We start from the raw sequence: 23,809 nt of genomic DNA, 5'->3' as shown, positions 1-23,809 counted from the left end.
GGATGCCGGGGCTCATCGCATCCCCGCGGTGCTGGCGGGCCGGACCGCGCCCGCCCCGAAGCGGGCCCGGGCGCGGTCGGCCGCGGCCTCGATGCGGCGGGTCTTGTCGTCGTCGGGGCCGAAGGTCAGCTGCCGGGAGGCGGAGGCGGCGGCGCCGAGTTCGCCCGCGCGCAGGGCGAGGGAGCGGACCCGGGCCCGCTGGAGTCCCAGGGACCAGTGCAACGCATGGGCAGCCATGCGGAGTTGAGGGCTGTGGGCGGTGGCCTCGGGCAGGGTGCGGCTGCGGGTGATCGACGCGTGCCCCGTACGGTCGGCGTACAGGACGGTCAGGGTCAGTACCCGGCAGGTCTGCCGCTCGTCGCGGAGGCGGGCGCCGAGCTGTTCGGTCAGATGGGTCAGGGCGGCCTGCCGGCGGGCGGCGTCGGACTCGTCGTGGCCGAAGCGGTGTTCGGCGTCGACCGTGCGGGGTGGGGCGCCGGCGGTGACGCGGCTGGGGTCGATGCCTGCCGCGCGTTCGCGCAGCTCGCGCCCGGAGGCCGCGCCCAGGATGCGCTGGAGGGTGAGCAGCGGGGTGGCGGCGATCCGGTCGGCGGTGCGCAGGCCGTACGAGGTCAGGGTGCGGGCGGTGGCCGGGCCGACGCCTGGCAGTGCGGAGGCGGGGAGTCCGGTGAGGAAGCGGGTGATGGCCTCGGGGTCGTCGGGGACGCAGCGGATGGCGCCGGGCTCTCCGCGGTGGGCGGCGAGCCGGGCGAGCAGCGGGTTGGGGCCGATGCCGACCGTCATGTCGAGGCCGTGGAGCGCGGCCGCGCGCAGCCGGATCAGGGCCGCGAGCCCGGCGGCGTCGCGGTCGAAGTAGCGGGTGCTCCCGGACACGTCGGCGAGGGCCGCGTCCGGCGGCAGGGCCTGGGTGACGGGGGTGAACTCGCCGACCATGTCGAGGAGTCGGCGGTATGCGGGGTCCGGCTGCGGGTCGCCGAAGTGGAGGTAGAGGATCATCCCGGTCACCCCGCGCTTCCGGGGCTCGCGTGGTGGAAGGACCGCCCGTCGAGCGCGTCGAGGGCGGGCAGGGTCGCGGAGGCGGGTGTGCCGGGCGGCTGGAGGTCGGCCCAGGGGTGCAGGGCGTACCCGTTCGGCTGGGTGAGGGTGCGGTGGGGAGCAGATCGGCGCGGGGTGGGCTCGGCGCGGGTGAGGCGGTCGGCGACGGCACCGGGGCCGCCCTCGCGGTACAGGTCGATCAGCTCGGCCAGGTTCCAGGCGGCGGTGCCGGTGATGCTGAAGGCGCGCGGCGGTCGGCGGGCGAGGGTACCGCGTACGAGCAGCAGGCTGCTGTGGAACACCGTATGGGCGCAACGCCCGTGGCTGTCCTCGAAGAACGCCAGGTCGGACAGGCCGGTGGGGTCGTCCAGGGTGACGAAGATGACGCGCTTGCCGGAGCGGATCGGCGGGGTCTGGGTGGCGACCTTGACGCCGGCGACGAGCACGGTTGCGCCGTGCCGGAGGCCGGGCAGGTCGGCGGCGGGGGTGGCGCCGATGTCGGCGAGCAGGGAGCGGTGCTCGTCGAGGAGGTGGTGGGAGATGTCCATGCCGAGTACGTCGAGTTCGGCGGCGAGCTGTTCGGACGCGTCCATGACCGGCAGGCCCGTGACGGCGTCGGCCGCGCTGTCGATGCCGTCGCCCTCCGCCCCGGAGCAGGTGACCCCCGCGTCCTCCGTGCTCCCCGCACTCCCCACCTCCGTCATGGGGAGCTGACCGGCGGCGGATCCGCCCGCGCCGCGCCCCGAGCGGTGGAGTTCGGCGACCTTCAGCAGCAGTTCGCGGCGGGCCCCGAACGCGCTCAACGCGCCGACCCGGGCGAGGCGTTCGGCCAGCGGGCGGCTGGGCCGGGCGCGCTGCCAGAAGTCCTCGACCGAGACGTACGGCTGCCCGGCCACGATGCGTCCGCTCTCGGCCTCGGTGATGCCGCGGACCTGCGCGAGACCGATCCGCACCCCCCACTTACCAGACACCAGTTCGATTACGTGGGCGACCTGGGAGCGGTTGACGTCGGGCAGCAGCAGCGGCACCCCGTGGCGCCGGGCGTCCGCGGCCAGGACCCGCTTGTGGTACATCCCCGGGTCATGGGTGAGCAGCCCGGCGAGCAGGGCCGCCATCCGGTGGGCCTTGAGCCAGCTCGACTGATAGGCGGGCTGCGCGAAGGCCGCGGCGTGGGCCTTGGCGAAGCCGAAGCTGCCGAAGTTCTCCAGGGTCTTCCACACGTCCCGTACGACCTGGACCGAGTAGCCGCGGCCCCGCGCTCGGTCGGCGAACCAGGCGCGGACCCGGCCCTGCCGCTCGGGGACGGACAGGGCGCGGCGGGCCTCGTCCGCCGTGCCCCGGTCGCAGCCGGTCATCTTCCTCATGATCTCGATCACCTGCTCGTGGTAGACCACCTGCCCCTCGGTCTCCGCCAGGATCGGCCTCAGGTCGCGGTGCGCGTAACGGGTCCCGCTCCGGCCGTCCCTGGCCTTGATCAGCGGATCCACCATGTTGGCCGCGACCGGTCCGGGCCGGAACAGGCTGATGTCGAGCGCCAGGTCGTCGAACGACCGGGGCCGCAGGTTCCGTACCAGCTCCCGCTGGCCGGGGCTCTCCAGCTGGAAGGTGCCCAGGGTGTCCCCGGAGGAGATCAGGTCGTACGTGGCCGGGTCGTCCGGCGGCACCTGTGCGGGATCGTCCAGGTCGACGGGTTCGCCGGTGACGCGTTCGATCTCGGCGGCCGCGTGGGCGAGCGCCGACTGCATCCGTACACCGATGACGTCGATCTTCGGGTGTCCGGTGTCCTCGATGTCCTCCTTGTCGAACTGGGACATGGCGATGTTCTCGACGGTGGTCGGCGCCATCGGGGTACGCCGGACCAGCGCCGCGTCGGAGACGAGCAGCCCGCACGGGTGCATCGCCGCCTCGAACGGCAGCTCGTCGAGCGCCTCCACCAGCTCCCAGAGCCGCCCGTGGTCCTCGGCGGCGACCTCGCGCAGCTCCGGCAGCTCGGCGAGCGCGGCCCGGACGTCCTTGGCCCGGATGTGCGGGAACGCCTTGCCCAGCCGGGCCGCCTCATCCGGAGCCATGCCACGGGCGCGGGCCACGACCTCGATCGCCCCGCGCGCCCGGTACGTCTTGTAGACGGCGAGCGTCGCCACCCGGTCGGCCCCGAACCACTTCCGTACCGCCTGGTAGACCTCCAGGCGGCGGGCGGACTCGACGTCCAGGTCGATATCGGGCAGGGCCGAGCGGTGCTCGGACAGGAAGCGCTCCATCACCAGGCCGTGCGCCACCGGGTCGACCGGGCTGATCCCCAGCAGATGCGCGACCAGCGAGCTCACGCCCGAGCCGCGCGCGGCCACCCGGACGCCGAGCCGCCGGGCCTGTTCGGCGACCTCGGCGACGGTCAGGAAGTACCCGGCGAAGCCGTGTCCGGCGATGATCCGCAGCTCTTCCTCCAGCCGGTCCCAGCGCTCCCCCTCCCGGTGGTAGCCACGGCCGAGCATGCCCGCCGCGCACCGGTCCGCGAGCGCCCGGTCCGCCGTATCGGCGCTCGCGCCGACGAGCTCGGGCTCGGGCAGGTTCAGCCGGCCGAGTCCGAACGCGGCGCCCGGATCGACCACGCAGGCCCCGGCCGTCTCCTCGGTGGCCGCGAGCAGCCGCCGCGCGTCCCCGCTCCGGCCGCCCGCGGCCTCCGCGATCCGCCCGGCGATCCGTTCCATCTCCCCGGTGTCCTTCAGCCACCGCTGCCCGCTGTCGAGCCGGGACGCGTCACGGGCATCGATCGGCACCAGGAGGCGGGCGGAGTCCAGGATGTCGGCCACCTCGCCCCGGTCCGGGTCGGCGTAGCGCACGGCGTTGGTCAGCACCGGGGTCACCTGCTGTTCGGTGGCGAAGCCCAGCATGCGCGCGGCCAGCCGCAGCGATCCCGGGCCGGTGCCGGACCGCCCGTGCCAGGACGTCTCGATACGCAGCGACCGGCCGAACCGGGTACGCCAGGGTGCCAGGAGGGTCGCGGCCCGGTCCGGCCGCCCCGCCGCCAGCGCCTGCCCCACCTCGGAGTCCGCCCCGAGCAGGACGAACAGCTCGCCGTCCGGACAGGACAGGTCCTGCCAGGTGACGCCCTGGTCCGACGCCGCCGTCACCAGACGGCACAGCTCGGCCCAGCCGCGTTCGGTCCGGGCCAGGAACACCGCGCGCTGCGGCGCCTCCGCGACGAACGCACCGCCCCGGGAGGGGGCGGTCCGCTGCCGTTCGCCCGGCACCGGCCCGGACGCCGGGACGCCGGGCACCGCGAGATCGACGCCGAACAGCGGCCGGATCCCGGCCTCCGCGCACGCCTTGGCGAAGCGCACCGCGCCCGCCAGGGAGTCCCGGTCGGTCAGCGCCAGGGCGTCGAGGCCCCGCTCGGCGGCCCGCTCGGCCAGCGCGGACGGATGGCTGGCCCCGTACCGCAGCGAGTAGCCGCTCGCCGCATGGAGGTGCGTAAACGACATACACACCTCCTGTTGCCCATGACCCCCCTTTACGGATCTATGCCATCTCATCCCGCTTCATCGGGATGAGGAAGAAGCACTCTAACCCCATGTTCGCATATTCGTTCGAATCAAGGATGGGGGTGGACCGCCCGCCCGGTGGCCGGCCGACCCGAATGGCGTACGCGGCCGGGCAGGCGCAGAGTGAGTGAGGGGCCCGCACGGGCACGGGAGGGGAGACCGGGTGGGGAGACCGGGAGGGGAACAGGCCCGTGGCAACCCGTGGCAATGACTCTCTGTGAGGCAGACATGGCTGACACCAAGACCCTGGGCAAAGACACCACGACCGACCGGCGCTCGGAAGGATCCGGCGTCCGCGGCAGAACGACCATCGCCGACAACGTCGTCGCCGCCATCGCCGGCATCGCGATACGGGAGACCGAAGGCGTCCACTCGATAGGCCGAGGAGCGTCGAAGGCCCTGGGGGCCGTCACCGGGCGTATGCCCGGCTCCGCCGGCTCCTCCGCCGTGGGACGCGCCGTCAAGGTGGAGGTCGGAGAGAAGCAGGCCGCGATCGACGTCGACATCAAGGTGGAGTACGGCACAACGATCCACGAGCTCGCCGACCTGATCCGGACCAACGTCACCGAGGCCGTGGAGACGATGACGGGACTGGAGGTCGTCGAGATCAACATCGTCGTCTTCGACGTCCACATCCCCGGTGACGATGACGACGACGATTCCGACGACGAGGGCGGATCCCGCTCGGGCGGAGGCTCCCCGCGCGTGCGGTAAGGCGGTAAGGGGGGCCGTGCACGGTGGGCCGAGGGACCGAAAGCAGGAAAACCCATGTCCCGGGCTAGGCTCATGCCGCATGATCGACAACTTCGCGAAGGACACCCTGCACGGGAGACTGCGGCGGGACCGTGAGGCGCTGCTCTGGAAGCTCGACGGGGTGTCCGAATACGACGCCCGACGGCCTTTGACGGCGACCGGGACCAACCTCCTGGGCCTGGTCAAACATGTGGCGACCGTCGAGGCCAGGTACTTCGGCGAGGTCTTCGGCCGTCCTTCCCCGGAACCGCTGCCCCGGTGGCAGGATTACGACGGCAGCGACCTGTGGGCGGTCGAGGGCGAGACCCGCGACCGGATCGTCGACTTCTACCGGCGTACGTGGGACCACGCGGACGCGACGATCGAAGAGCTTCCCCTCGACGCCCCCGGCCATGTGCCGTGGTGGCCGGAGCCGTACACCGACACGAACCTGTTCGCCGTCATGGTCCATGTCCTCGGCGATACCGTCCGCCACACCGGGCACGCCGACATCCTGCGCGAAGGGCTCGACGGCCGGACCGGGCTGCGCGCCGAACACGAGCAGCCGATCGACGAGGAAGCCCGCGCGGCCTACCGCGCGAAGATCGAGCGGGCCGCCAGGTGGGTCCCACCGGGCCCCTGATGAACTCCCGGGACCCGCGGAGCTTCTGAGATCGCAAAGCTTCTAGGATCTGCGGCATGGCGACACGACTCGTGCAGATCAACATGAAGGCCCATGACGACGCCGCGCTCGGGCGGTTCTGGGCGGAGGCGCTCGGCTGGGGTATCGACAGCGAGGGGCCCGGGGTGACCAACCTCGAACCCGTGGGCTTCACCTACCCCGACCCGACGGCCGTCTGCATCGACATCATCGCCCGCCCGGAACCCAAGACGGTCAAGAACCGCGTGCACCTCGACCTGGCCACCACGTCGACGGCCCATCAGGAGGAACTGGTGGCACGCCTGAAGGGCCTCGGCGCGACGCTCGTCGACGTGGGGCAGGGCGACGTTCCCTGGACGGTCATGGCCGACCCGGAGGGCAACGAGTTCTGCGTCCTGGAGCCCCGCCCGGTCTACCGGGACACCGGGCCGATCGCCGCGGTGGTGGTCGACTGCGCCGATCCGCGGGAGATGGCCCGCTTCTGGGGCGAGGCGATGGACTGGACGCTGCACGAGGTCACCGACGACCACGCGACCATGCGCTCCGCCAAGGGAGTCGGCCCCTACCTGGAGTTCCTCCGTACGCCCGACACCAAGAGCGGGTGGAACCGCGTCCACCTCGACGTCCGCCCCTACCCCGGTGACGACCCGGCGGCGGAGGCGGCCCGACTGCGTTCTCTGGGCGCCACCGACCCCGGTATCGATCAGTCCGCGATCCACTGGACCATCCTGGCCGACCCGGAAGGCAACGAGTTCTGCCTCCTCACGCCTGCCTGACGGCCCGACCGGCAGGGACGAGGTACCCGCCTCACCTGTGCTCGAGCAGCAAGGACGCCCGCTCCCCGTCCCTCCAGCCAGGGGGAAGCGCCGCCAGCGCATCGGCCACGGCGGCGCCTCGGAGGAAGGCGGCGCCGTGCCCGCTGACGATCCGGGCCTCGTCGCCGGCCCAGGAGACGGGTACCAGACGGGTGAGCCCGGGTGTCGTACGCGCATGGCCCCGGACCGGCAGGCACGGCAGGGGCGCGAGGGAACGTCCGGCCAGTCCGGCGAGCAGGGGGTCGAGGAGGGTGCGGGCGGCGACCAGGGCCGCGTACGGGTTGCCCGGGAGCCCCACCACCCGGCAGCCGGAGGGGAGTTCGGCGAGCAGCATGGGGTGGCCCGGGCGGCAGGCGACGGTGTCGACGACCATGCGGGCTCCGGAGTCGGCGAGCAGCCGCCGGAGCTGGTCGGTGTCTCCGACGGAGGTCGAGCCGGTGACCACGACGACCTCGGCGTCCTGCCCGGCGTGCACGGCCGCCGCAAGGGCGCCGGCCGGCAGGTCGGGAACGTGCCGCGAGGACACCGTGGTGCCGCCGGCCTCGGTGACCAGCGCGGGGAGCAGCGGGCCCAGCGCGTCACGCACCCGCCCCGCCCCCGGAGCGCCCGTCAGGTCCAGTTCGTCGCCGCTGATCAACAGGCGTACACGGGGGCTCGGGCGGACCGGCAGGGCGTCGTGGCCGCAGGCGGCGGCAAGCCCGATCAGTGCCGGTCCGATACGCGTTCCGGCCGGGGCGAGGAGGTCCCCGGCCATGGCGTCCTCGCCCGCCCGCCGGATGTGCCGGCCGGACGCCTGCCGGGGTCCGGACACCTGGCCGCCCGCGAGGGACGCCAGCTCCTTCGGCAGAACGGCGTCTGCTCCTGACGGCACCAGGGCGCCGGTGGAGATCTCCACGCCGTCGCCCGCGTCCAGCCTTCCGCGCCATGCCGTTCCGGGCCGCGCGACGCCCCGGACCGCCCATGGCCCCGGACCGGAGACGGCGAAGCCGTCCATGGCCGCTGTGTCGAAGGCGGGGAGCGGCCGGGGTGCGCACAGGTCCTCGGCGAGCGTCAGCCCGGCGGCTTCACTCAGCGGGACGGTACGGCTGCCCATCGGCCGGGGCGTTCCGTACGCCAGTCTCCTGGCCTCGGTCCACGTCACCCCCTGCGGGGCACCGGGGTGTGGCGGTACGGGCACCGGGAGCGCCGGGCGGGGTGCGTGCGTCGTGGGCGGCATGGCCCGAGTCTCGGACGTCGGTGTTTCCGGTCGCCGCAGGCGCGATTACCTGGACGCGCCGTCCGGCTCACGGTTCGCGGCGATCGCCTGTGAAGACGCCACGGGGGGCGAAGTCAGGGCGGGTACGGCGGGCAGCTGCCCCTGCCGGGACGAATCATCCCTGGGGTTGCTCGTCCTCCTGGTACGAGTGGCGCTGTCCGGTCCAGGGGTCGGCGATGTTGTGATAGCCGCGCTCCTCCCAGAAACCGCGCCGGTCCCGGGTCATGTACTCGATGCCGCGCAGCCACTTGGGGCCCTTGTAGCCGTAGAGGTGGGGCACGACCAGACGGAGAGGGAAGCCGTGCTCGGCGGTGAGGGTTTCGCCGTTGTGGTGGGTGGCCAGGAGAGTCCGGTCGGCGGTGAAGTCGGCGAGGCGCAGGTTGGCGCTGTAGCCGTACTCGGCCCAGGCCATGACATGGGTGACGCCGGGGGCGGGCGGCGCGAGCTCCAGGAGGAGTGAGGCGGGCACCCCGAAGAACTCGTGCCCGAGAGTCGACGTGCCCGAGGCGCAGTGGAGGTCCGCGGTGATCGTGGCCGTGGGAAGAGCCGTCACCTCTTCGAAGGTCCAGGAGTACTTCTCCCCCGTCGCGGTGGCACCGAAGACCTGGAGGTTCCAGCGGTCGGCCCGGAATCTCGGCACGGGACCGTAGTGGGACACCGGCCATCCCTTGGCTTCGCGCTGCCCCGGGGGAAGGGCTTCACCTCGCACCGCACAACCTCACCATCGCACTGCGTGGCACCACACCGGCGTAGAACCGCATCAGCGAGATCAGCTTCGGGTCTTACCTGGCAGATGTGAACCACAGGAGCAATTTGCCCTCTTGAATGATCCATCCACCCTACCCATCCGCGCCCCGCGGCCCCGGACGCCGGCAAGCCGGTGAGGGCCGCGCACCGGGACTCGGGGCGCGGCCCTCTGCGTGGCGGGAGTGATTCAGACGGAAGCGAGGGAGATCTCGGTCGACTTGATCAGGGCGACGACGGAGGCGCCGGCCTTCAGCCCCAGGTCCTCGACAGCGTCCTTGGTGATCGCCGAGGTCAGTTCGCCACCCTCGACAGAGACCTTCACCGAGCCCATGGCACCGCCGGTCGCCACGTCGGTGACGGAGCCCTCGATCTGGTTGCGGATCGAGACTCCCTCGACCCGGCCGGTCGCGAGGGCGACCTCGGTCGACTTCACGAGGGCCTTGACCGCGGATCCCTCGGCCAGACCCAGGTCCTTGACCGCGTCGACGGTGATGACGGCGGTGATGTCCTGACCGCCCGCCAGGCGCACCTTCACCGACGCCATGGCTTCGCCCGGGGTGACGGCGGTGACGATGCCGGGGAACTGGTTACGAATGGACAGGGTCATGCGAACACGCCTCACAAAGCCGGGAATCCAACAGGTACCACTTCTGTGACCTGCGTCTCGGCCGACGCTACCGGAAAGAGGGAGGACTTCCGCGACATGCATCGCATCCGCCAGCCGGACGGCCGCAGCCCCTACGGAGAAGTGAGGTAAGCGCTGAGAACCGGCTCGGTGAACAAGTCGTTCTCAGCCAGCCCGACACCCACCTCCTCCGCGAGCCGAAGGTACAGCTCGCGTGAAACCAAGGGGCCGTAATCGCCGGTGTCCGGGTCCGCACCGTGCTTCCGCAACTCGGAGTCGAAACGCGAGGGCGAACCGCCCACGAGATCCCTCAGCCCCGTCGTCGCGTACCGGCTGAACGCGCTGAGCAACTGACCGTCTTCCGCGTACATGAACTCCGCCGGGCCCTCACCCCAGGCCAGAAAGACGCCGACCGATCCCGTCGAGATGTCCCTGATCAACTGCGGGTCGTCGAAACACCGCCAGCTGGAATGCTCCCAGACCCATGCCCAGTCACCCCACTGACCGGCACTCACGACGTAGGCATCCGCCTCGTACAGGAGGTCCCCGAACTCGTCGTGGAAGTCCTCCTGGTCCCGGACGGCCACGCTCGCCGGGTCGGCACCCATCCGTTCCAGGAGCTGCGAGGCGGTGATGCCCTTCACGAACGTCATGCTCACGAACGGGAGGTCTTTCCCGACCATCCACCCCAGACCAGTCACCGGCAGTCCCCCGCACCCTGACGCACCCTGAGTTTCTACGACAACGACGCCACCACAGACCTCACGGTTCGCATCTGCGTCAGAGCAGGCTACGGGGCTCGGTCAGCGGTGTCAGCACGGACAAGTCGCCTGCTCCGACGCTTTGAGCCCGGGATCTTCGCCGGCCGCCTGTGCGGTGGCATCGGACACGCCACGTTGGCATCATCACGTTGCGGCACCCAGAAGCCGCCCCTCAAGTTCGAAAAGCGCCGCGCCGACAGGATGACGAACGGTCAGGAAGCCCCAGCAAGCAGTCAGCATCGGTACCACCACAAGGCGCGGCAGACCGCTGCGGGCCATCGAGATACACCTGGCCGTACCCTCCCTCACCTGGAAAAACGCAGGTCCCGAAGCCCTCCGCTACCCCATCAGGAGACTGGCATGAAAATGCTCATCAACGTTCCCGAGACCGTGGTCGCCGACGCTCTGCGGGGCATCGCGGCCGCGCATCCCGAGCTCACCGTCGATGTGGAGAACCGGGTCGTCGCCCGGCGGGACGCGCCCGTGGCGGGGAAGGTGGGGCTCGTCTCCGGGGGTGGTTCCGGGCATGAGCCGCTGCACGCCGGGTTCGTCGGGCCCGGGATGCTGTCGGCCGCCTGTCCCGGGGAGGTGTTCACCTCCCCCGTGCCGGATCAGATGGTGCGGGCGGCGGCGGCCGTCGACAGTGGGGCGGGGGTGCTGTTCGTCGTCAAGAACTACACGGGTGACGTGCTCAACTTCGAGATGGCCGCCGAGCTCGCCGAGGACGAGGGGGTCCAGGTCGCCCAGGTGGTGGTGGACGACGACGTGGCCGTGAGCGACAGTACGTTCACCGCCGGGCGGCGCGGTACGGGAGCGACGCTGTTCGTCGAGAAGATCGCCGGGGCGCTGGCGGACGAGGGCGCTCCGCTGGACCGGGTGGCCGCGGTCGCGCGGCAGGTGAACGGGGCCTCGCGCAGCTTCGGGGTGGCGCTCGGCGCCGTCACCACGCCGGCCAAGGGCAGCCCCACCTTCGATCTGCCCTCCGGCGAGCTGGAGTTGGGCATCGGGATCCACGGTGAGCCGGGGCGTGAGCGGCGGCCGATGATGACGTCCGGGGAGATCGCCGACTTCGCCGTGAACGCGATCCTGGAGGACCTGCGCCCCACCGGACCGGTGCTGACGCTGGTGAACGGCATGGGGGCGACACCGCTGCTGGAGCTGTACGGCTTCAACGCCGAGGTCCACCGGGTCCTGTCCGAGCGGGGCGTTCCGGTGGCTCGTACGCTCGTGGGGAACTACGTGACGTCGCTCGACATGGCAGGCTGCTCGGTGACGCTGTGCCAGGTCGACGAGGAGCTGCTGCGGCTGTGGGACGCGCCCGTGCGGACGGCCGCGCTCCGCTGGGGCCGCTGAGCCGTCGACGGGACCCCGTGACCGGTAGAGGAACAGGAGATCATGTGCTCGACACCGATTTCTTCCGCCGCTGGATGACCGCTGCCGCGGCGTCCGTGGAGCGTGAGGCGAACCATCTGACCGAGCTGGACTCGGCGATCGGGGACGCCGATCACGGCAGCAACCTCCAGCGCGGTTTCGCGGCGGTGACGGAGGTGCTGGAGAAGGACGCCCCGGCGACCCCCGGTGCGGTGCTCACCCTGGCGGGACGGCAGCTCATCTCCACCGTCGGCGGGGCGTCGGGCCCGCTGTACGGGACGCTGCTGCGCCGTACGGGCAAGGCGCTCGGCGACGACGGCGAGGTGACGCGGACGCAGTTCGCCCAGGCGTTCGCGGCGGGGGTGGCCGCGGTGGGGCAGCTGGGCGGGGCCCAGGCCGGGGACAAGACGATGCTCGACGCGCTGCTGCCCGCGGCGGAGGCCCTCGCCACCTCGTTCGACGGGGCCGCCGAAGCGGCTCGTGCCGGTGCCGTGGCTACGGTGCCGATGCAGGCGCGCAAGGGGCGGGCCAGTTATCTCGGCGAGCGCAGCATCGGGCATCAGGACCCGGGCGCGACCTCGGCGGCGCTGCTGGTCGAGGCCCTGGCGGCGACAGCCGCGACGACGGACGGAGCGGACGCGTGAGCGACGAGCAGCAGGTGGGCATCGTGCTCGTCTCCCACAGCGGCCCGGTCGCCGAGTCGGTCGCCGAGCTGGCCCGGGGGCTCGCCGCCGGAGGGGTGACCGCGCCGGTCGCCCCGGCCGGCGGGCTGCCCAACGGCGGGCTCGGGACGAGCGCGGAGCTGATCGAGCGGGCCGCCGCCTCGGTGGACCGGGGTGCCGGCGTCGCGGTCCTGGTGGACCTGGGGAGCGCGGTCCTCACCGTGAAGTCCATGCTCGCCGAGGGCGACGAGCTGCCCGAGAACACCCGGCTCGTGGACGCGCCGTTCGTGGAGGGCGCGGTGGCCGCCGTGGTGACGGCCTCGGCCGGTGGTGACCTCGCGGCCGTGGAGGCGGCGGCCACGGAGGCGTACGGCTACCGCAAGACGTAAAAGCCCCCCGGGCCGAACGCCCCCGCGTGGCGCCCCGTACTCCGCCGCCGCAGACTTGGCGACATGTCGACAGGCAGGCGCAGTGCGGGGCTCCTTCTCTTCCGGGTCACGGAGGGCGAGGACGCGGGCGAGCGGGATGTCGAGGTGCTGATCGGGCATATGGGCGGCCCGTTCTGGGCGGGGCGGGAGGCGGCCGCGTGGTCGGTGCCGAAGGGCGAGTACGAGCCGGATGAGGGTCCGGAGGCGGCCGCCCGCCGCGAGTTCGTCGAGGAGCTGGGGGTGCCCGTCCCGCCGGGTGAGTGGATCGCGCTCGGCGAGTCACGGCAGCGCAGCGGCAAGACGGTGACCGTGTGGGCCCTGGAGGCCGAACTGGACCTGGCGTCCGTCGTGCCCGGGACGTTCACGATGGAGTGGCCGCGCGGGTCCGGCGTGCAGCGGGAGTTCCCGGAGATGGACCGGTTCGCCTGGTGCACGCCGGAGCAGGCGGCCGAGCGGCTGATCGCCGGTCAGCGGGTGTTCGTCGACCGGCTGCGCGCTCAGGTGCGCGGGGCGGCCGCCTCCCCCGACGCGTAGGCCGGGGCGGGAGCCGTCGTGCTCACCGGGTGGCCTGCCTTCAGTTCCAGGACGTCGCCGGTGAAGCGGGTCCGGAAGCTGCGGTCGTGCGAGACGACGACGACCGCGCCCCGGTAGTGGTCGAGGGCCTGCTCCAGCTCCTCGACCAGGCTCAGCGCGATGTGGTTCGTCGGCTCGTCCAGCACCAGCAGATCCGCCGGCCGGGTCACCAGACGCGCCAGGGCCAGCCTGCGTTGCTGGCCGACCGAGAGGGACGCGACGGGCACGTCGAGGTCCTCGGGGCGGAACAGGCCGAGGGCCAGGAGGTCGTCGGCGTACTCGTCGGGGAAGCCGGGCCGGCCCGCCGCGAAGGTGGCGAGCAGGGTGCGCCGGGTCGGGCGCGCGGGCAGTTCCTGCGGGAGGTAGCCGATGCGGGCGTGGCGGGTGACCGTTCCCGTGTCGGGGGTCAGGTCGCCCGCGAGGACCCGCAGCAGGGTGGTCTTTCCGGCCCCGTTCTCACCGGTCACCAGGAGCCGGGCGCCTGAGGTCACGCGCAGGGCGGGGAGGCGGAGTCGGTCCCCGACGGAGACGGAGTCCAGCTCTACGAGAGTCCTCGCGGGGACCGCGGGGCTGGTTGCGTGCGCCGCCTGGGCCACGTGGGTGGTTCCGTCGGGCTCCGTCGCGACCGGCGGGCGGCCGGTGAAGGCGAGCGGGCGGGGCGGGGGCGGCACGGGTGACCTGCGCAGGGCGTCCAGCCGGGTCCGGGCCGCCCTGACCCGGCCCGACAGCTTGGCCTCGTGCGAACGGCGGTGCTTGCCGAAGCCCTGTTTCGGGTCGCCCCCGGTGGCCGCGAGCCGCGCCCCCGCCGCCTCGACCAGCTCCTCCGTACGGGCCAGCTCCGCCAGGTACTCCTCGTGCTCCTGGACCCAGCGGCGGCGGGCGGCGGCCTTGGCGGTGCGGTAGCCGTCCCAGCCGTCCCCGTACCGGGTGACCGTGCGCAGGTCCCGGTCGACCTCCAGGATCACCGAGGTGACCCGCTCCAGGAACGTCCGGTCGTGGGTGATCGCCACGACGGTCCCCCGGTGGGCGCGCAGGTGGTCCTCCAGCCAGCCGACGGCGCGGGCGTCGAGGTGGTTGGTCGGCTCGTCGAGCAGCAGCAGTTCGGGGGCTGCGGCCAGCACGCAGGCGAGGGCGAGCCGGGACTGCTCACCGCCGGACAGCGTGCCGAGCGGGCGGTCGCGGGTGAGGTGGGCGAGGCCGAGGCCGTGCAGAGCCGCTTCGGTACGGGCGTCGGCCCGGTAGCCGTCGCGGTCCTCGTACGCGGTGAGGAGGTCCCCGTACGCGGCGAGTTCCGCGTCGGTCGGCCCCGGGTCGCCGGGCTTCCGTTCCGAAAGGTTCGCCTCCGCTTCGCGGATACGGTGTTCGAGGTCGCGCAGCTCGGCGAGGGCCGCGTCGACGGCGTCCTGCACGGTGTCGGCCGGGTCGAGGTCGAGCGTCTGGGCGAGGTAGCCGGTACCGCCGGGGAACCGGACGGTGATCTCACCGGTGTCCGGGGCTTCGGCCCCGGCCAGCAGGCGGAGCAGGGTGGACTTTCCGGAGCCGTTCTCGCCGATGACGGCGGTCTTCTCACCGGGCCGGACGGTGAGGGTCACCTCGTCGAGTACGGAGCGGTCCCCGTACGCCTTGGAGACGTCCTTCATGGCCAGTTGAGCGCGGTCGCGCTGGGGGTGCATGGGTGCCTTTTCCCTGGTGACGGCCCGCAGCGGCGCGCGCGGAAGCGCGGCGGGAGCGGGGCGTGGATGCCGGACGGCGGAGGGACGGCGGCGGGCGCGGAGTGACGTCGTGGCGTCGATGTCAGCGAGACATCGTCACGAGTCGCCAGTCACGAGGACCATGGCACCGGGGCGTCTCAGTGGGACGCGCGGTGCGGCGCGCTGCGGCCGTCCGGGCCGGGAATCAGCGGAAGAAGTAGTAGAAGCGGTACGAACCCATGTCGGCCAGTCTAGCGGCGGGCGGGTCACCGGTGCCGGGATTTTCCGGCCGCCCGGCCGTCGGCCCGCCCCGGGTGGCAGCCACCCGGGGCCGGGGCAGTCCGAGAACCAGGGGGAGGTCAGCCGTTGGGCAGGATCACCGCCCTGCCGTTGATCCTGCCGTCGTGGAGGCGCTCGTACGCGAGCGGGGCCTCGTCCAGGGAGTACGTCTCCACGTGCACGTCCACCGCTCCGGCGTGGGCCAGGTCGAGGACCTCGGCCAGCTCCTTGCGCGAGCCCCAGTACGGTGCGCAGACGTTGGCTCCGTACGGCAGTGTCCCGAAGCCGACCGGGAGCGCGCCGCCGCCGATGCCCACGATGGTCACGTCGCCGTCCACGCGGGCGGCGGCTCCGGCGGTCTGCACGGTGGGCGGCGCTCCGACGAAGTCGAGGACCACGTGGGCGCCGAGTCCGCCGGTCAGTTCCCTGACCCGGGCGGCCGCCTTCTCGTCGGAGCGGACCACCTCGTGCGCACCGACGGTCCTGGCCAGGGCGAGCTTGTCCTCGGCGACGTCGAGGGCGATCACCCGCGCGGCCGTCATGGCGCGCAGCAGCTGGATCGCGACGTGGCCGAGGCCGCCGGTGCCGATGACCACGGCGGTGGAACCGGGCACGAGCTTCGCCAGGGAGCGCACGATCGCGTGGTACGGGGTGAGTCCGGCGTCGGTGAGGGGCACCGTCTTCACCGGGTCGAGGTCGCCGATCGGGACGAGGTGGCGGGGGTTGTCGACGATCATGTACTCGGCCATCGCGCCCGGGGCGCCGAGGCCGGGCGGCATGATGCCGAGCTCCCCGGCGCGCAGGCAGTAGTTCTCCTTGCCCTCGGCGCAGTTCACGCAGGTGCCGCAGCCCCAGGGCCCGTACACCGCGACGGAGTCGCCGACCGCGAAGCCGTCGACGCCGTCACCGAGCGCGGCGACCGTGCCGACACCTTCGTGGCCCAGGGTGAGGGGCAGCGGGAAGGGGATCTGGTCGGCGGACCAGCTCATCACGGCGATGTCGGAGTGGCAGACGCCGGCGGCGGTGACCTTCAGCAGGACCTGGCCGGGGCCGGGCTCGGGATCCGGGACCGTGACCACCTCGGGGGCGGCGCCGACGGCTCGGTACTGAACGGCTTTCATGGGTCTCCTCGCTTCTTCCTTGCTGCTTGCTCGTCCTCGCCCGCCCTCGTGCTTTCTCTGTTCTCTTTGTCGCCCTCGTGTCGCCCGCGCGCCACTCGGGGCCTCGGTCACGGGGCGGAGTGGCAGCCGTCCACCAGCCGGACGTCCGGGCGGCGTATTCGAGCGCCGCGGTCTTGGTGAGGCCGATACCGGAGGCGCCCCCGGTGACGAGGGCCGATCGACGCCGAGCCGGTCAGAGGGCCGCTGCGGCCGCCGCCGCGGGCGCGCGGTGCAGTGCCAGTGCGGCGACATCGTCGCGCCGGATGCCGCCGGAGAACTCCTCCAGGTCGCCGTGGAGCGCGTCGAGCAGCTCGCGCGGACCGTGCCCGGCCCAGGCCGCGACCCGCTCGTCCAGCGGGTAGAAGGCGCCCGTGGCGTCGCGGGCCTCGGTCACCCCGTCGGTGACGGCGAGGAGCGTCGCGCCGGGCGGGAAGTCGAAGGACTCGGCTTCACGGGCCTCCGGGCTGAGTCCGGCGAGGCCGAGGGGGACGGAGGTCCGGTGGAGCGTGACGGCCGAGGTTTCGCCGTCGTGCAGCAGGCGCGGCGGCAGATGGCCGCAGTTCACGGCCTCCACCCGGCCGCCCTCGTCGAACCCGAGCACGAGCGCGGTCACGAAGCGTTCGACCTCGCCGGTCTGGGCGGAGAACTCGTTGTGCCGGACGACCGCGTCCTCCAGCGCCTGGACCACTCCGGTGAGCGTGGGTTCGCGGATGGCCGCCTCACGGAACGCGGCGATGGCCGCGAATCCGGCGCCGATGGCCGGGAGCCCCTTGCCCTGGACGTCCCCGATGATCACCCGGGTCCCGTGGGGCGACTCGACGACCTCGTAGATGTCGCCGCCGACGAAGCGGTCCTCCTCGATCGGCTCGTAGAGCCCGTACGCGAAGACGTGGTCGGTCATGACGGGCAGCGGCCGCAGGATCTGGCGCTGGAGGGTGACGGCGGCGGACCGCAGCCGCGCCATCTCGGTGGCGTGCCGGATACGCGCCGCGCAGGCGGCGACGCCGAGGGCACAGGCCAGTACGGCGAAGCCGATGCCGAAGACGAAGTCCCAGAAGGTGCCGTCCGCGCCGGCCCGGAAGCCGACGACGACCGTGGTGATCCACACCGCGACCCAGACGGTCTGGCGGAGGCTGCAATACACGGAGGCCAGTGCCGGAACCACCACGAGCAGGGGCACGACCCGCAGGTCGTTGCCCGTGCTGACGTCGAGGAAGGCCACCAGCAGGGTCAGCAGGGCGAGCCCGCCGACCAGCGCCCAGTTGCCGATGCGGCCGTCGGACACCGCCGCGATGCTCGCGTCCGGCCCCGGCGCACCACCGTCCCGGTGCCGTACACCGCTCTGCTTCTTCGGCGTCTGTGGCTTCTGTGCCATGTCCAGCAACCTCATGGGCACGGCCTGTCCTCCCGGTGGTGTCTCGGCGCCGGCCGCAGTTTCGGCCGGTCCCTTCCAGTGGACCGGGAGGCGGGCCTCCGCACAGGAGGCCTAAGGACCCCGAGGGGGTGCCGAAGGTCCCGTCCGGGACTTCCGGCCCGGGACCTCGGCCCCGGGCCGGGGGTGCCTCAGGTCCCGTGGACCGACGGGATCTCGGCGGGGACGAGGGCGAAGAGAAATTCCGTACGCCGGCGGAGCCGGAACCCCAGGGACTCGTAGAGCCGGATGGCGCCGGTGTTGGAGGCGGACGCATGCAGGAACGGCGTCTCGCCGCGCTCTCGGATCCCGTGTGCGACGGCCAGGACCAGCCGGCTCGCCAGCCCCTGCCCCCGTACGGACTCGTCCGTGCAGACGCCGCTGATCTCGGTCCAGCCGGGCGGGTGCAGCCGCTCCCCCGCCATCGCCACCAGGGCGCCGCCCCGCCGGATGCCCAGATAGGTGCCCAGCTCGACCGTGCGCGGCAGGAAGGGGCCGGGGCGGGTGCGCGCCACCAGGTCCAGCATCTCCGGCACGTCCCGCGGGCCGAGCGGGACCGCCTCCGGGTCGGGCGCGGCGTCCACCGACTCATCGACCAGCTGGACGCCGTCGGCCCGGAAGGTGATCTCCCAGTCACTCGGCGGCAGCGCCTGGAACGCGGCCAGGGCGACAGAGGCACCCGGCCCGGCGAGTGCCGCGAGATCGGCCCAGTCCCGGGGCTCCGGGGTGTCGGGGAGCGCGATCCAGGGAGTGACGTCGGCGGGATAGCGCAGGACCCGCCCAAGGCTCTCGGCGAAGTGGGCGTGCGGGCCGGTGAGCGAGGACCGGGCGGGGTTGTCCAGCGGGTGGAGCCGGGAAGGGGCATCGGTCCGGGGCCGGATGTCGTTCTGGGTCATGGTCTCCTCGGTCTCGTTCCGTCCGATGCTCGGTCTCCTCGGTCGCGGGCGCCCGGCGTCCGGGGCGGCGCGCCCGCCGGAGCAGCGCACTCTCCGGAGAGGAAAGGCCAGTGGATACGGCAGGTATTCCGCGAGGCAAATCTGTTCATGACACCGCAATCAACGGGAGGCGCCGGGATCCCTTCACCGGGGGGCGTCCATCGGAGGCACGGCAAGGCGTCGCGGGGGCGCGCCCGCATCGTGGACGAGTGGCGAAATCGACTCATCCGTAGGCCAATACGTGCCGGTGCGGCCCCAACTGCCGCCCGCCTGTGGCACTCTGGTGGCGGCCGCCCCACCGGGCTCCCCCGTACCGGTGGGGCGGTTCTGCGTACCTCCACGCCCACGCCCCTCACCTGCGGTCCGGAACACGCGCCCGTCACACGCGCCTCTCGGGCGGCCGCACGTGACGGTTCCTCAGGGCCGAACCGGGCTTGATTCCGGCCAACTCGATCCGCATGACCGGATCGGCTCCCTCCGCCACGCATGAGAGCCGTGCCGCCGGGAAGGCGAACAGGCCTGAGGGCCTATGAACCAGGAACCAGGGAGCGTGAAGCGACATGACCGTGCAGACCGCGCAGGCCGCGCAGACCGCCGGTACGGAGCGGACGGGCACCACCGAAGAGCTTCCGTGGATCGAGGATGCCGGGAAGATCGCCCCGCTGGACGCGCGTCGGCTCTCGCGTCTCTTCTTCGACCGGCTCCAGGTCCTGGAGGAGGGCACGCACGAGTACCAGTACGCGCGCAACACCCTCATCGAGATGAACCTGTCCCTCGTCCGCTTCGCCGCCAACCGCTTCCGCAACCGGGGCAGCGGCGACATGGAGGACATCGTCCAGGTCGGCACCATCGGGCTGATCAAGGCGATCGACCGGTTCGACCTCTCCCGGGAGGTCGAGTTCACGTCTTTCGCGGTGCCGTACATCGTCGGGGAGATCAAGCGGTTCTTCCGCGACACGAGCTGGGCCGTGCATGTGCCGCGACGCCTCCAGGAGCTGCGGGTCGACCTCGCCAAGGCGAAGGAGTCCCTGGCCGGCGACCTCGACCGGGACCCCACGGCCAAGGAGCTCGCGGAGTACCTGGGGATCGAGGAGTCCGAGGTCACGGAGGGGATCGTCGCCTCCAACGGCTACACGGCGGGCTCCCTGGACATGCCGACCGACACCGCGGAGGCCGGGCCCGGCCAGGCCGCCGGGCGGACCTTCGCCGATGTGCTGGGCGATCCGGACCCCGCCATGGAGACCGTGGAGAATCTTCACGCCCTCGCTCCCCTGCTGGACGAACTCGACGAGCGGGAGCGCCGGATCATCGACATGCGCTTCGGTCAGGAGATGACCCAGGCGCAGATCGGCGCGGAGCTCGGGATATCGCAGATGCATGTGTCCCGGCTGCTGAGCCGGATGCTGGGCAAGCTGCGGAGCGGAATGCTCACCCAGGAGTGACCGCCGCCGGGGCGGACCGCGGGCAGGAGGGGTGTTGCGGTTCTGACTGATGCATCAGTCAGAACCGCAACACCCCTTTTATCTTGTGGGTTGCGCCTGCCCATGTTGAGGTTTTCTCAACGCATGGTTACGGTGACTGACCATGCAGCAGGACGAGGTGGCCGCACGGGTCCGACAGGTGATCGACGCGGCGGGTGTGAGCGCGCGCGAGTTCGCGCGGCGGATCGTCATCGATCCGTCGAAGCTGTCCCGGTCCCTGAACGGCACACGCCGTTTCACCGCCGCCGAGCTGGCCCGGATCGCGGACATCGGCGGCGTCGACGTCGGATGGCTGCTCGGCCCGGCGACCGGTACGGAGGCGACGCCGTCGCCCGTACGTTCTCCGTCGGCCCCTCGCCCGCCGGTGCCCTCGCCGGAGGGCGGCAGGCCTCTCCAGATCGTGCGCGAAACCGTCCGGCTCATCGCCGAGCGCGGATTCCACGCCGTCCGGGTCGCGGACATCGCCGCGGCCTGCCACACCAGCACGGCGGCGATCCACTACCACTTCCCCGGCCGTGACGAACTGCTCGAAGCCGCGGTGCGCTGGTGCATGGACGAGGACACCCGTCGCCGCGCCGACGCCACGGCCGGTACGCGGCACGCCGGGGACGAGCTGCGCCTGCTGATCGAACTCCAGACGCCCCGCACCGAACAGCAGCGGCGGCAATGGTGCGTCTGGCTCGACCTGTGGGCCGAGGCCGCCCGGTCCACCACGGTCGGTCGGCTCCACATGGAGTACTACCGCCAGTGGCGGGGAACGGTCGCCGACGTGATCCGGCGCGGCGTCGAGCAGGGCGTGTTCCGCCCGGTCGACCCGGACAGCGCGGCCCTCGCCCTCACCGCGCTGATCGACGGACTGGCCTCCCAGGTCCTGGCCACCGAACCGGACGGCCAGGTCGACGGAGTCCCCGGCACCGGTGCACAGGCCATGCACGACGCGCTGACCGCCCACGTGGACGCCTGCCTGACAGCGCCCACGGCCGGCTGACCCCCGTACAACGACAAGCCCCCCAACAGCCCCCAGCTCCCCAGCCCTGTCAGCTCCCACGGAGGAGATGTTTCCGCATGCCCGTGAACCAAGACGTCATCATCACCTGCGCCCTCACCGGCGCCGGCGACACCGTCGGCCGCAGCCCGCATGTCCCGGTGACGCCCGAGCAGATCGCCGCCTCCGCCGTCGAGGCCGCCGAGGCCGGCGCGGCCGTGGTCCACATCCACGTCCGTGAACCGGAGACCGGCGCCCCCTCCCGCGATCCCCGGCTCTACCGGGAGGTCGTCGAGCGGATCCGGGAGACCGGCACCGACGTCGTCATCAACCTGACCGCCGGTATGGGCGGGGACCTGGTCATCGACCCGGAGGCGCCGCTCCGTCAGCTCCCGGGCACCGATCTGGTCAGCGGGCTGGACCGGCTGCCGCACGTGGAGGAGCTGCTGCCGGACATCTGCACCCTCGACTGCGGTTCGCTCAACTTCGGCGACGGCAGCAACCTCTACGTCTCCACCCCCGACATGCTGCGCACCGGTGCGAAGCGCATCCAGGAACTGGGCGTCAGGCCCGAGTTGGAGATCTTCGACACCGGGCAGCTGTGGTTCGCCAAGCAGCTCCTCGCCGAAGGACTGCTCGACGATCCCACGGTCTTCCAGCTCTGCATGGGCATCCCGTGGGGCGCGCCCGCCGACCCGGGTGTCCTCCAGTCGATGGTCAACATGCTTCCCCCTGGCTCCCCATGGGCGAGCTTCGCGCTCGGCCGGATGCAGATGCCCTGGGTCGCCCAGTCGATCCTGCTCGGCGGACACGTGCGGGTCGGCCTGGAGGACAACCTCTATCTGGGCAAGGGCGTCAAGGCCACCAACGGCCAGCTGGTGGAGCGCGCCGTGCGGATCACCGAATCCCTGGGCTCCCGGGTGGCCACACCCGACGAGGCCCGCGAGAAGCTCGGCCTGCGCCCGCGTACCTGATCTCTCCGATCTCCCAACTCCTCTTCCCCTCACCGCCTTTCCGGAGTGTCACCCGTGCCCGTCTTCCCCTCCCCCACCACGCCCCCTGATCCCTTCTCCCCCTGCGCCCCCGAGGACGTACGCCGTGTGGCGTGCGTCGGGGCCGGGGTGATCGGCGGCGGCTGGGCCGCCCACTTCCTCGCCCGCGGTTACGACGTCACCGCCTGGGACCCGGCCCCCGACGCGGCCGTCCGGCTGCGCCGGCTCATCGCCGCCGCCTGGCCCGCGCTGGAACGGCTCGGCCTGGCCGACGGGGCCTCGCAGGACCGGCTGACCGTCACCGCGACCCTCGAAGAGGCCGTGGCAGACGCCCAGTTCGTCCAGGAGAGCGCCCCCGAGAAGCTGGACCTCAAGCGGGATCTGCTGGCCCGGCTGGACGCCGCCGCACCCGCCGGTACGGTGATCGCCTCGTCGACCTCCGGCTATCCGATGACGGACATGCAGACCGAGGCCGCCGACCCCGGGCGGCTCGTCGTCGGGCACCCCTTCAACCCGCCCTACCTCATCCCGCTGGTCGAGGTCGTCGGCGGGGAACGGACGGCCCCCGCCGCGGTGGAGTGGGCCTCGCGGTTCTACGAGGTCGCGGGCAAGTCCGTGATCACCATGGACCGCGAGGTGCCCGGCTTCATCGCCAACCGGCTCCAGGAGGCCCTGTGGCGCGAGGCGCTGCACATGGTCGCCAACGGTGAGGCGACGGTGGCGGAGATCGACGCGTCGATCACCGAGGGGCCGGGGCTCCGCTGGGCCGTGATGGGCCCGATGCTCACGTTCGCGCTCGCGGGCGGCGAGGGCGGGATGGCCCATATGCTCGACCATTTCGGCCCGTCGCTGAAGTCGCCCTGGACCCGGCTCGAAGCACCCGAGCTGGACCGGGCCCTGTACGAGGCGGTGGTGGCCGGCTGCGACGAGGCCGCGGACGGCCGGAGCATCGCCGACCTGGTCGCCGAACGCGACCGGGGCGTCATCGACATCCTGCGGGCGACCGGCCGCCTGCCCCGTTCCGCCGAGGAGGCGGCCCGATGAGCGAGCAGCACACCCACGAGGAGACGGCCGCCGACGACGACACGTCGCTCCCGCTGTTCCACCGGACCGTACGGCCCGAGTGGATCGACTACAACGGCCATATGAGCGAGGCGTTCTACGTCCTGGTCTTCGGGTACGCCACCGACGCGATGATGATCGAGACCGGTCTGCATGCCGGATACCGGGAGCGCACCGGCTGCTCGCTCTACACCGCCGAGTCGCATCTGCGCTATCTCCGCGAAGTGGCCGAAGGGTCCCATCTCGCCGTCCGCACCCGGCTGTTGGGCGTGGACGCGAAGAAGGCGCGCTTCTGCCACGAGCTGTACGTGGTCGGCGCCCCCGACGACGTACCGGAGCCGGAGGCCGCGCCGGTGGCGACGACCGAGCTGCTGGCGCTCCATGTGGACCAACGGGCGGGCCGCACCGCCCCGTTCCCGGATTCCGTACGGGAGCGGCTGGCCTCGCTCGTCGAGCCCGCGCCCGCGTGGGCGGGCCGCTCGATCGCCGAGGTCCCGGCGGCCGCCTGAACGCGGACGCCATGCCCGTTCCCGCAGCCGTCGAGCGGGCGGGCATGGCATGCGCGTTGCCGCCGTATTGCGGGCCATGACGGGCCGTTGCGGGTTGGTG

Annotated in this window: 22 protein-coding genes; 12 read left to right on the top strand and 10 right to left on the bottom strand. The window is 72.4% G+C overall.

Translation table 11 applies throughout. From position 1 onward, the window contains the following. Nucleotides 1–12: 12 nt before the first annotated feature. Nucleotides 13–996: a hypothetical protein gene (locus tag A3Q37_RS19180; protein ID WP_065486295.1), complete on the bottom strand. Its 984-nt coding sequence runs from the start codon at nucleotides 994–996 to the stop codon at nucleotides 13–15. A 5-nt stretch (nucleotides 997–1,001) separates the two neighbouring features. Then, nucleotides 1,002–4,514, bottom strand: coding sequence for a DNA polymerase III subunit alpha (gene dnaE, locus A3Q37_RS19175; RefSeq protein WP_065486213.1), 3,513 nt, complete (start codon nucleotides 4,512–4,514; stop codon nucleotides 1,002–1,004). A gap of 288 nt (nucleotides 4,515–4,802) precedes the next feature. Between dnaE and A3Q37_RS19170 the strand changes: the two genes are divergently transcribed. From A3Q37_RS19170 to A3Q37_RS19160, 3 genes are all read left to right on the top strand, one after another. After that, nucleotides 4,803–5,288 (top strand): Asp23/Gls24 family envelope stress response protein, encoded by a 486-nt coding sequence (locus tag A3Q37_RS19170; RefSeq protein ID WP_065486211.1) that lies wholly within the window; start codon nucleotides 4,803–4,805, stop codon nucleotides 5,286–5,288. 79 nt (nucleotides 5,289–5,367) lie between these two features. After that, the gene (locus A3Q37_RS19165; protein ID WP_065486209.1) at nucleotides 5,368–5,949 is read left to right on the top strand and encodes a DinB family protein; all 582 of its coding nucleotides are present in this window, start codon (nucleotides 5,368–5,370) and stop codon (nucleotides 5,947–5,949) included. Nucleotides 5,950–6,005: 56 nt separating this feature from the next. Beyond that, nucleotides 6,006–6,743: a VOC family protein gene (locus A3Q37_RS19160; protein ID WP_065486207.1), complete on the top strand. Its 738-nt coding sequence runs from the start codon at nucleotides 6,006–6,008 to the stop codon at nucleotides 6,741–6,743. A gap of 31 nt (nucleotides 6,744–6,774) precedes the next feature. Here the strand turns inward: A3Q37_RS19160 and A3Q37_RS19155 are convergent, their stop codons facing one another. The 4 genes from A3Q37_RS19155 to A3Q37_RS19140 all read right to left on the bottom strand — a co-directional run bounded on the left by A3Q37_RS19155 (nucleotide 6,775) and on the right by A3Q37_RS19140 (nucleotide 10,062). Beyond that, nucleotides 6,775–7,998 carry a molybdopterin molybdotransferase MoeA gene (locus A3Q37_RS19155; protein ID WP_079137863.1) on the bottom strand — a complete coding sequence of 408 codons (1,224 nt, stop codon included), beginning with the start codon at nucleotides 7,996–7,998 and terminating at the stop codon, nucleotides 6,775–6,777. Between the two features lie 154 nt (nucleotides 7,999–8,152). Further along, a complete protein-coding gene (locus A3Q37_RS19150) occupies nucleotides 8,153–8,746 on the bottom strand; it encodes a molybdopterin-dependent oxidoreductase (RefSeq protein WP_065486203.1) in 594 nt (197 codons plus the stop codon). Between the two features lie 225 nt (nucleotides 8,747–8,971). Further along, nucleotides 8,972–9,391: a molybdopterin-binding protein gene (locus A3Q37_RS19145; protein WP_065486201.1), complete on the bottom strand. Its 420-nt coding sequence runs from the start codon at nucleotides 9,389–9,391 to the stop codon at nucleotides 8,972–8,974. A 131-nt stretch (nucleotides 9,392–9,522) separates the two neighbouring features. Then, on the bottom strand, nucleotides 9,523–10,062 hold the full coding sequence (locus tag A3Q37_RS19140; protein ID WP_141693578.1) for a DUF6461 domain-containing protein: 540 nt from the start codon (nucleotides 10,060–10,062) through the stop codon (nucleotides 9,523–9,525). Nucleotides 10,063–10,530: 468 nt separating this feature from the next. Here A3Q37_RS19140 and dhaK point away from each other — a divergent pair, with 468 nt between their 5' ends. From dhaK to A3Q37_RS19120, 4 genes are all read left to right on the top strand, one after another. Continuing rightward, on the top strand, nucleotides 10,531–11,523 hold the full coding sequence (dhaK, locus tag A3Q37_RS19135; protein WP_065486197.1) for a dihydroxyacetone kinase subunit DhaK: 993 nt from the start codon (nucleotides 10,531–10,533) through the stop codon (nucleotides 11,521–11,523). Nucleotides 11,524–11,567: 44 nt separating this feature from the next. Then, on the top strand, nucleotides 11,568–12,185 hold the full coding sequence (gene dhaL / locus A3Q37_RS19130) for a dihydroxyacetone kinase subunit DhaL (protein ID WP_065486195.1): 618 nt from the start codon (nucleotides 11,568–11,570) through the stop codon (nucleotides 12,183–12,185). Next, nucleotides 12,182–12,592 (top strand): PTS-dependent dihydroxyacetone kinase phosphotransferase subunit DhaM, encoded by a 411-nt coding sequence (locus A3Q37_RS19125; protein ID WP_065486194.1) that lies wholly within the window; start codon nucleotides 12,182–12,184, stop codon nucleotides 12,590–12,592. Before dhaL ends, A3Q37_RS19125 begins: the two co-directional genes overlap by 4 nt. A 63-nt stretch (nucleotides 12,593–12,655) precedes the next feature. Then, nucleotides 12,656–13,165 (top strand): NUDIX domain-containing protein, encoded by a 510-nt coding sequence (locus A3Q37_RS19120; RefSeq protein ID WP_065486192.1) that lies wholly within the window; start codon nucleotides 12,656–12,658, stop codon nucleotides 13,163–13,165. Here A3Q37_RS19120 and abc-f read toward each other — a convergent pair. The 4 genes from abc-f to A3Q37_RS19100 form a co-directional block, all read right to left on the bottom strand. Next, nucleotides 13,129–14,877 (bottom strand): ribosomal protection-like ABC-F family protein, encoded by a 1,749-nt coding sequence (gene abc-f / locus A3Q37_RS19115; RefSeq protein WP_065486190.1) that lies wholly within the window; start codon nucleotides 14,875–14,877, stop codon nucleotides 13,129–13,131. The genes A3Q37_RS19120 and abc-f overlap by 37 nt on opposite strands. Before the next feature lie 377 nt (nucleotides 14,878–15,254). After that, complete coding sequence (locus A3Q37_RS19110) at nucleotides 15,255–16,295, bottom strand: NAD(P)-dependent alcohol dehydrogenase (RefSeq protein WP_065486188.1); 1,041 nt, start codon at nucleotides 16,293–16,295, stop codon at nucleotides 15,255–15,257. Between the two features lie 232 nt (nucleotides 16,296–16,527). Further along, entirely contained in the window at nucleotides 16,528–17,709 is a 1,182-nt protein-coding gene (locus A3Q37_RS19105) for a PP2C family protein-serine/threonine phosphatase (protein ID WP_065486185.1), read from the bottom strand. Nucleotides 17,710–17,897: 188 nt separating this feature from the next. Beyond that, nucleotides 17,898–18,641, bottom strand: coding sequence for a GNAT family N-acetyltransferase (locus A3Q37_RS19100; RefSeq protein ID WP_065486183.1), 744 nt, complete (start codon nucleotides 18,639–18,641; stop codon nucleotides 17,898–17,900). Nucleotides 18,642–19,240: 599 nt separating this feature from the next. On the opposite strand from A3Q37_RS19100, the gene A3Q37_RS19095 reads away from it, so the two are divergent. From A3Q37_RS19095 to A3Q37_RS19075, 5 genes are all read left to right on the top strand, one after another. Next, on the top strand, nucleotides 19,241–20,122 hold the full coding sequence (locus A3Q37_RS19095; protein WP_065486179.1) for an RNA polymerase sigma factor SigF: 882 nt from the start codon (nucleotides 19,241–19,243) through the stop codon (nucleotides 20,120–20,122). A 142-nt stretch (nucleotides 20,123–20,264) separates the two neighbouring features. Continuing rightward, complete coding sequence (locus A3Q37_RS19090; protein ID WP_065486177.1) at nucleotides 20,265–21,149, top strand: TetR/AcrR family transcriptional regulator; 885 nt, start codon at nucleotides 20,265–20,267, stop codon at nucleotides 21,147–21,149. Between the two features lie 77 nt (nucleotides 21,150–21,226). Beyond that, entirely contained in the window at nucleotides 21,227–22,120 is an 894-nt protein-coding gene (locus A3Q37_RS19085) for a 3-keto-5-aminohexanoate cleavage protein (protein WP_176711457.1), read from the top strand. Between the two features lie 54 nt (nucleotides 22,121–22,174). Further along, on the top strand, nucleotides 22,175–23,182 hold the full coding sequence (locus A3Q37_RS19080) for a 3-hydroxyacyl-CoA dehydrogenase NAD-binding domain-containing protein (protein ID WP_065486174.1): 1,008 nt from the start codon (nucleotides 22,175–22,177) through the stop codon (nucleotides 23,180–23,182). Continuing rightward, a complete protein-coding gene (locus A3Q37_RS19075; protein ID WP_065486169.1) occupies nucleotides 23,179–23,709 on the top strand; it encodes a thioesterase family protein in 531 nt (176 codons plus the stop codon). Before A3Q37_RS19080 ends, A3Q37_RS19075 begins: the two co-directional genes overlap by 4 nt. Nucleotides 23,710–23,809 lie beyond the last annotated feature (100 nt).

The sequence above is a fragment of the Streptomyces sp. PTY087I2 genome, from assembly GCF_001687325.1.
Taxonomy (GTDB): Bacteria; Actinomycetota; Actinomycetes; order Streptomycetales; family Streptomycetaceae; genus Streptomyces.
The sequence above is the reverse complement of the archived record's forward strand: the minus strand, read 5'-3'. Positions and strand labels throughout refer to the sequence as shown.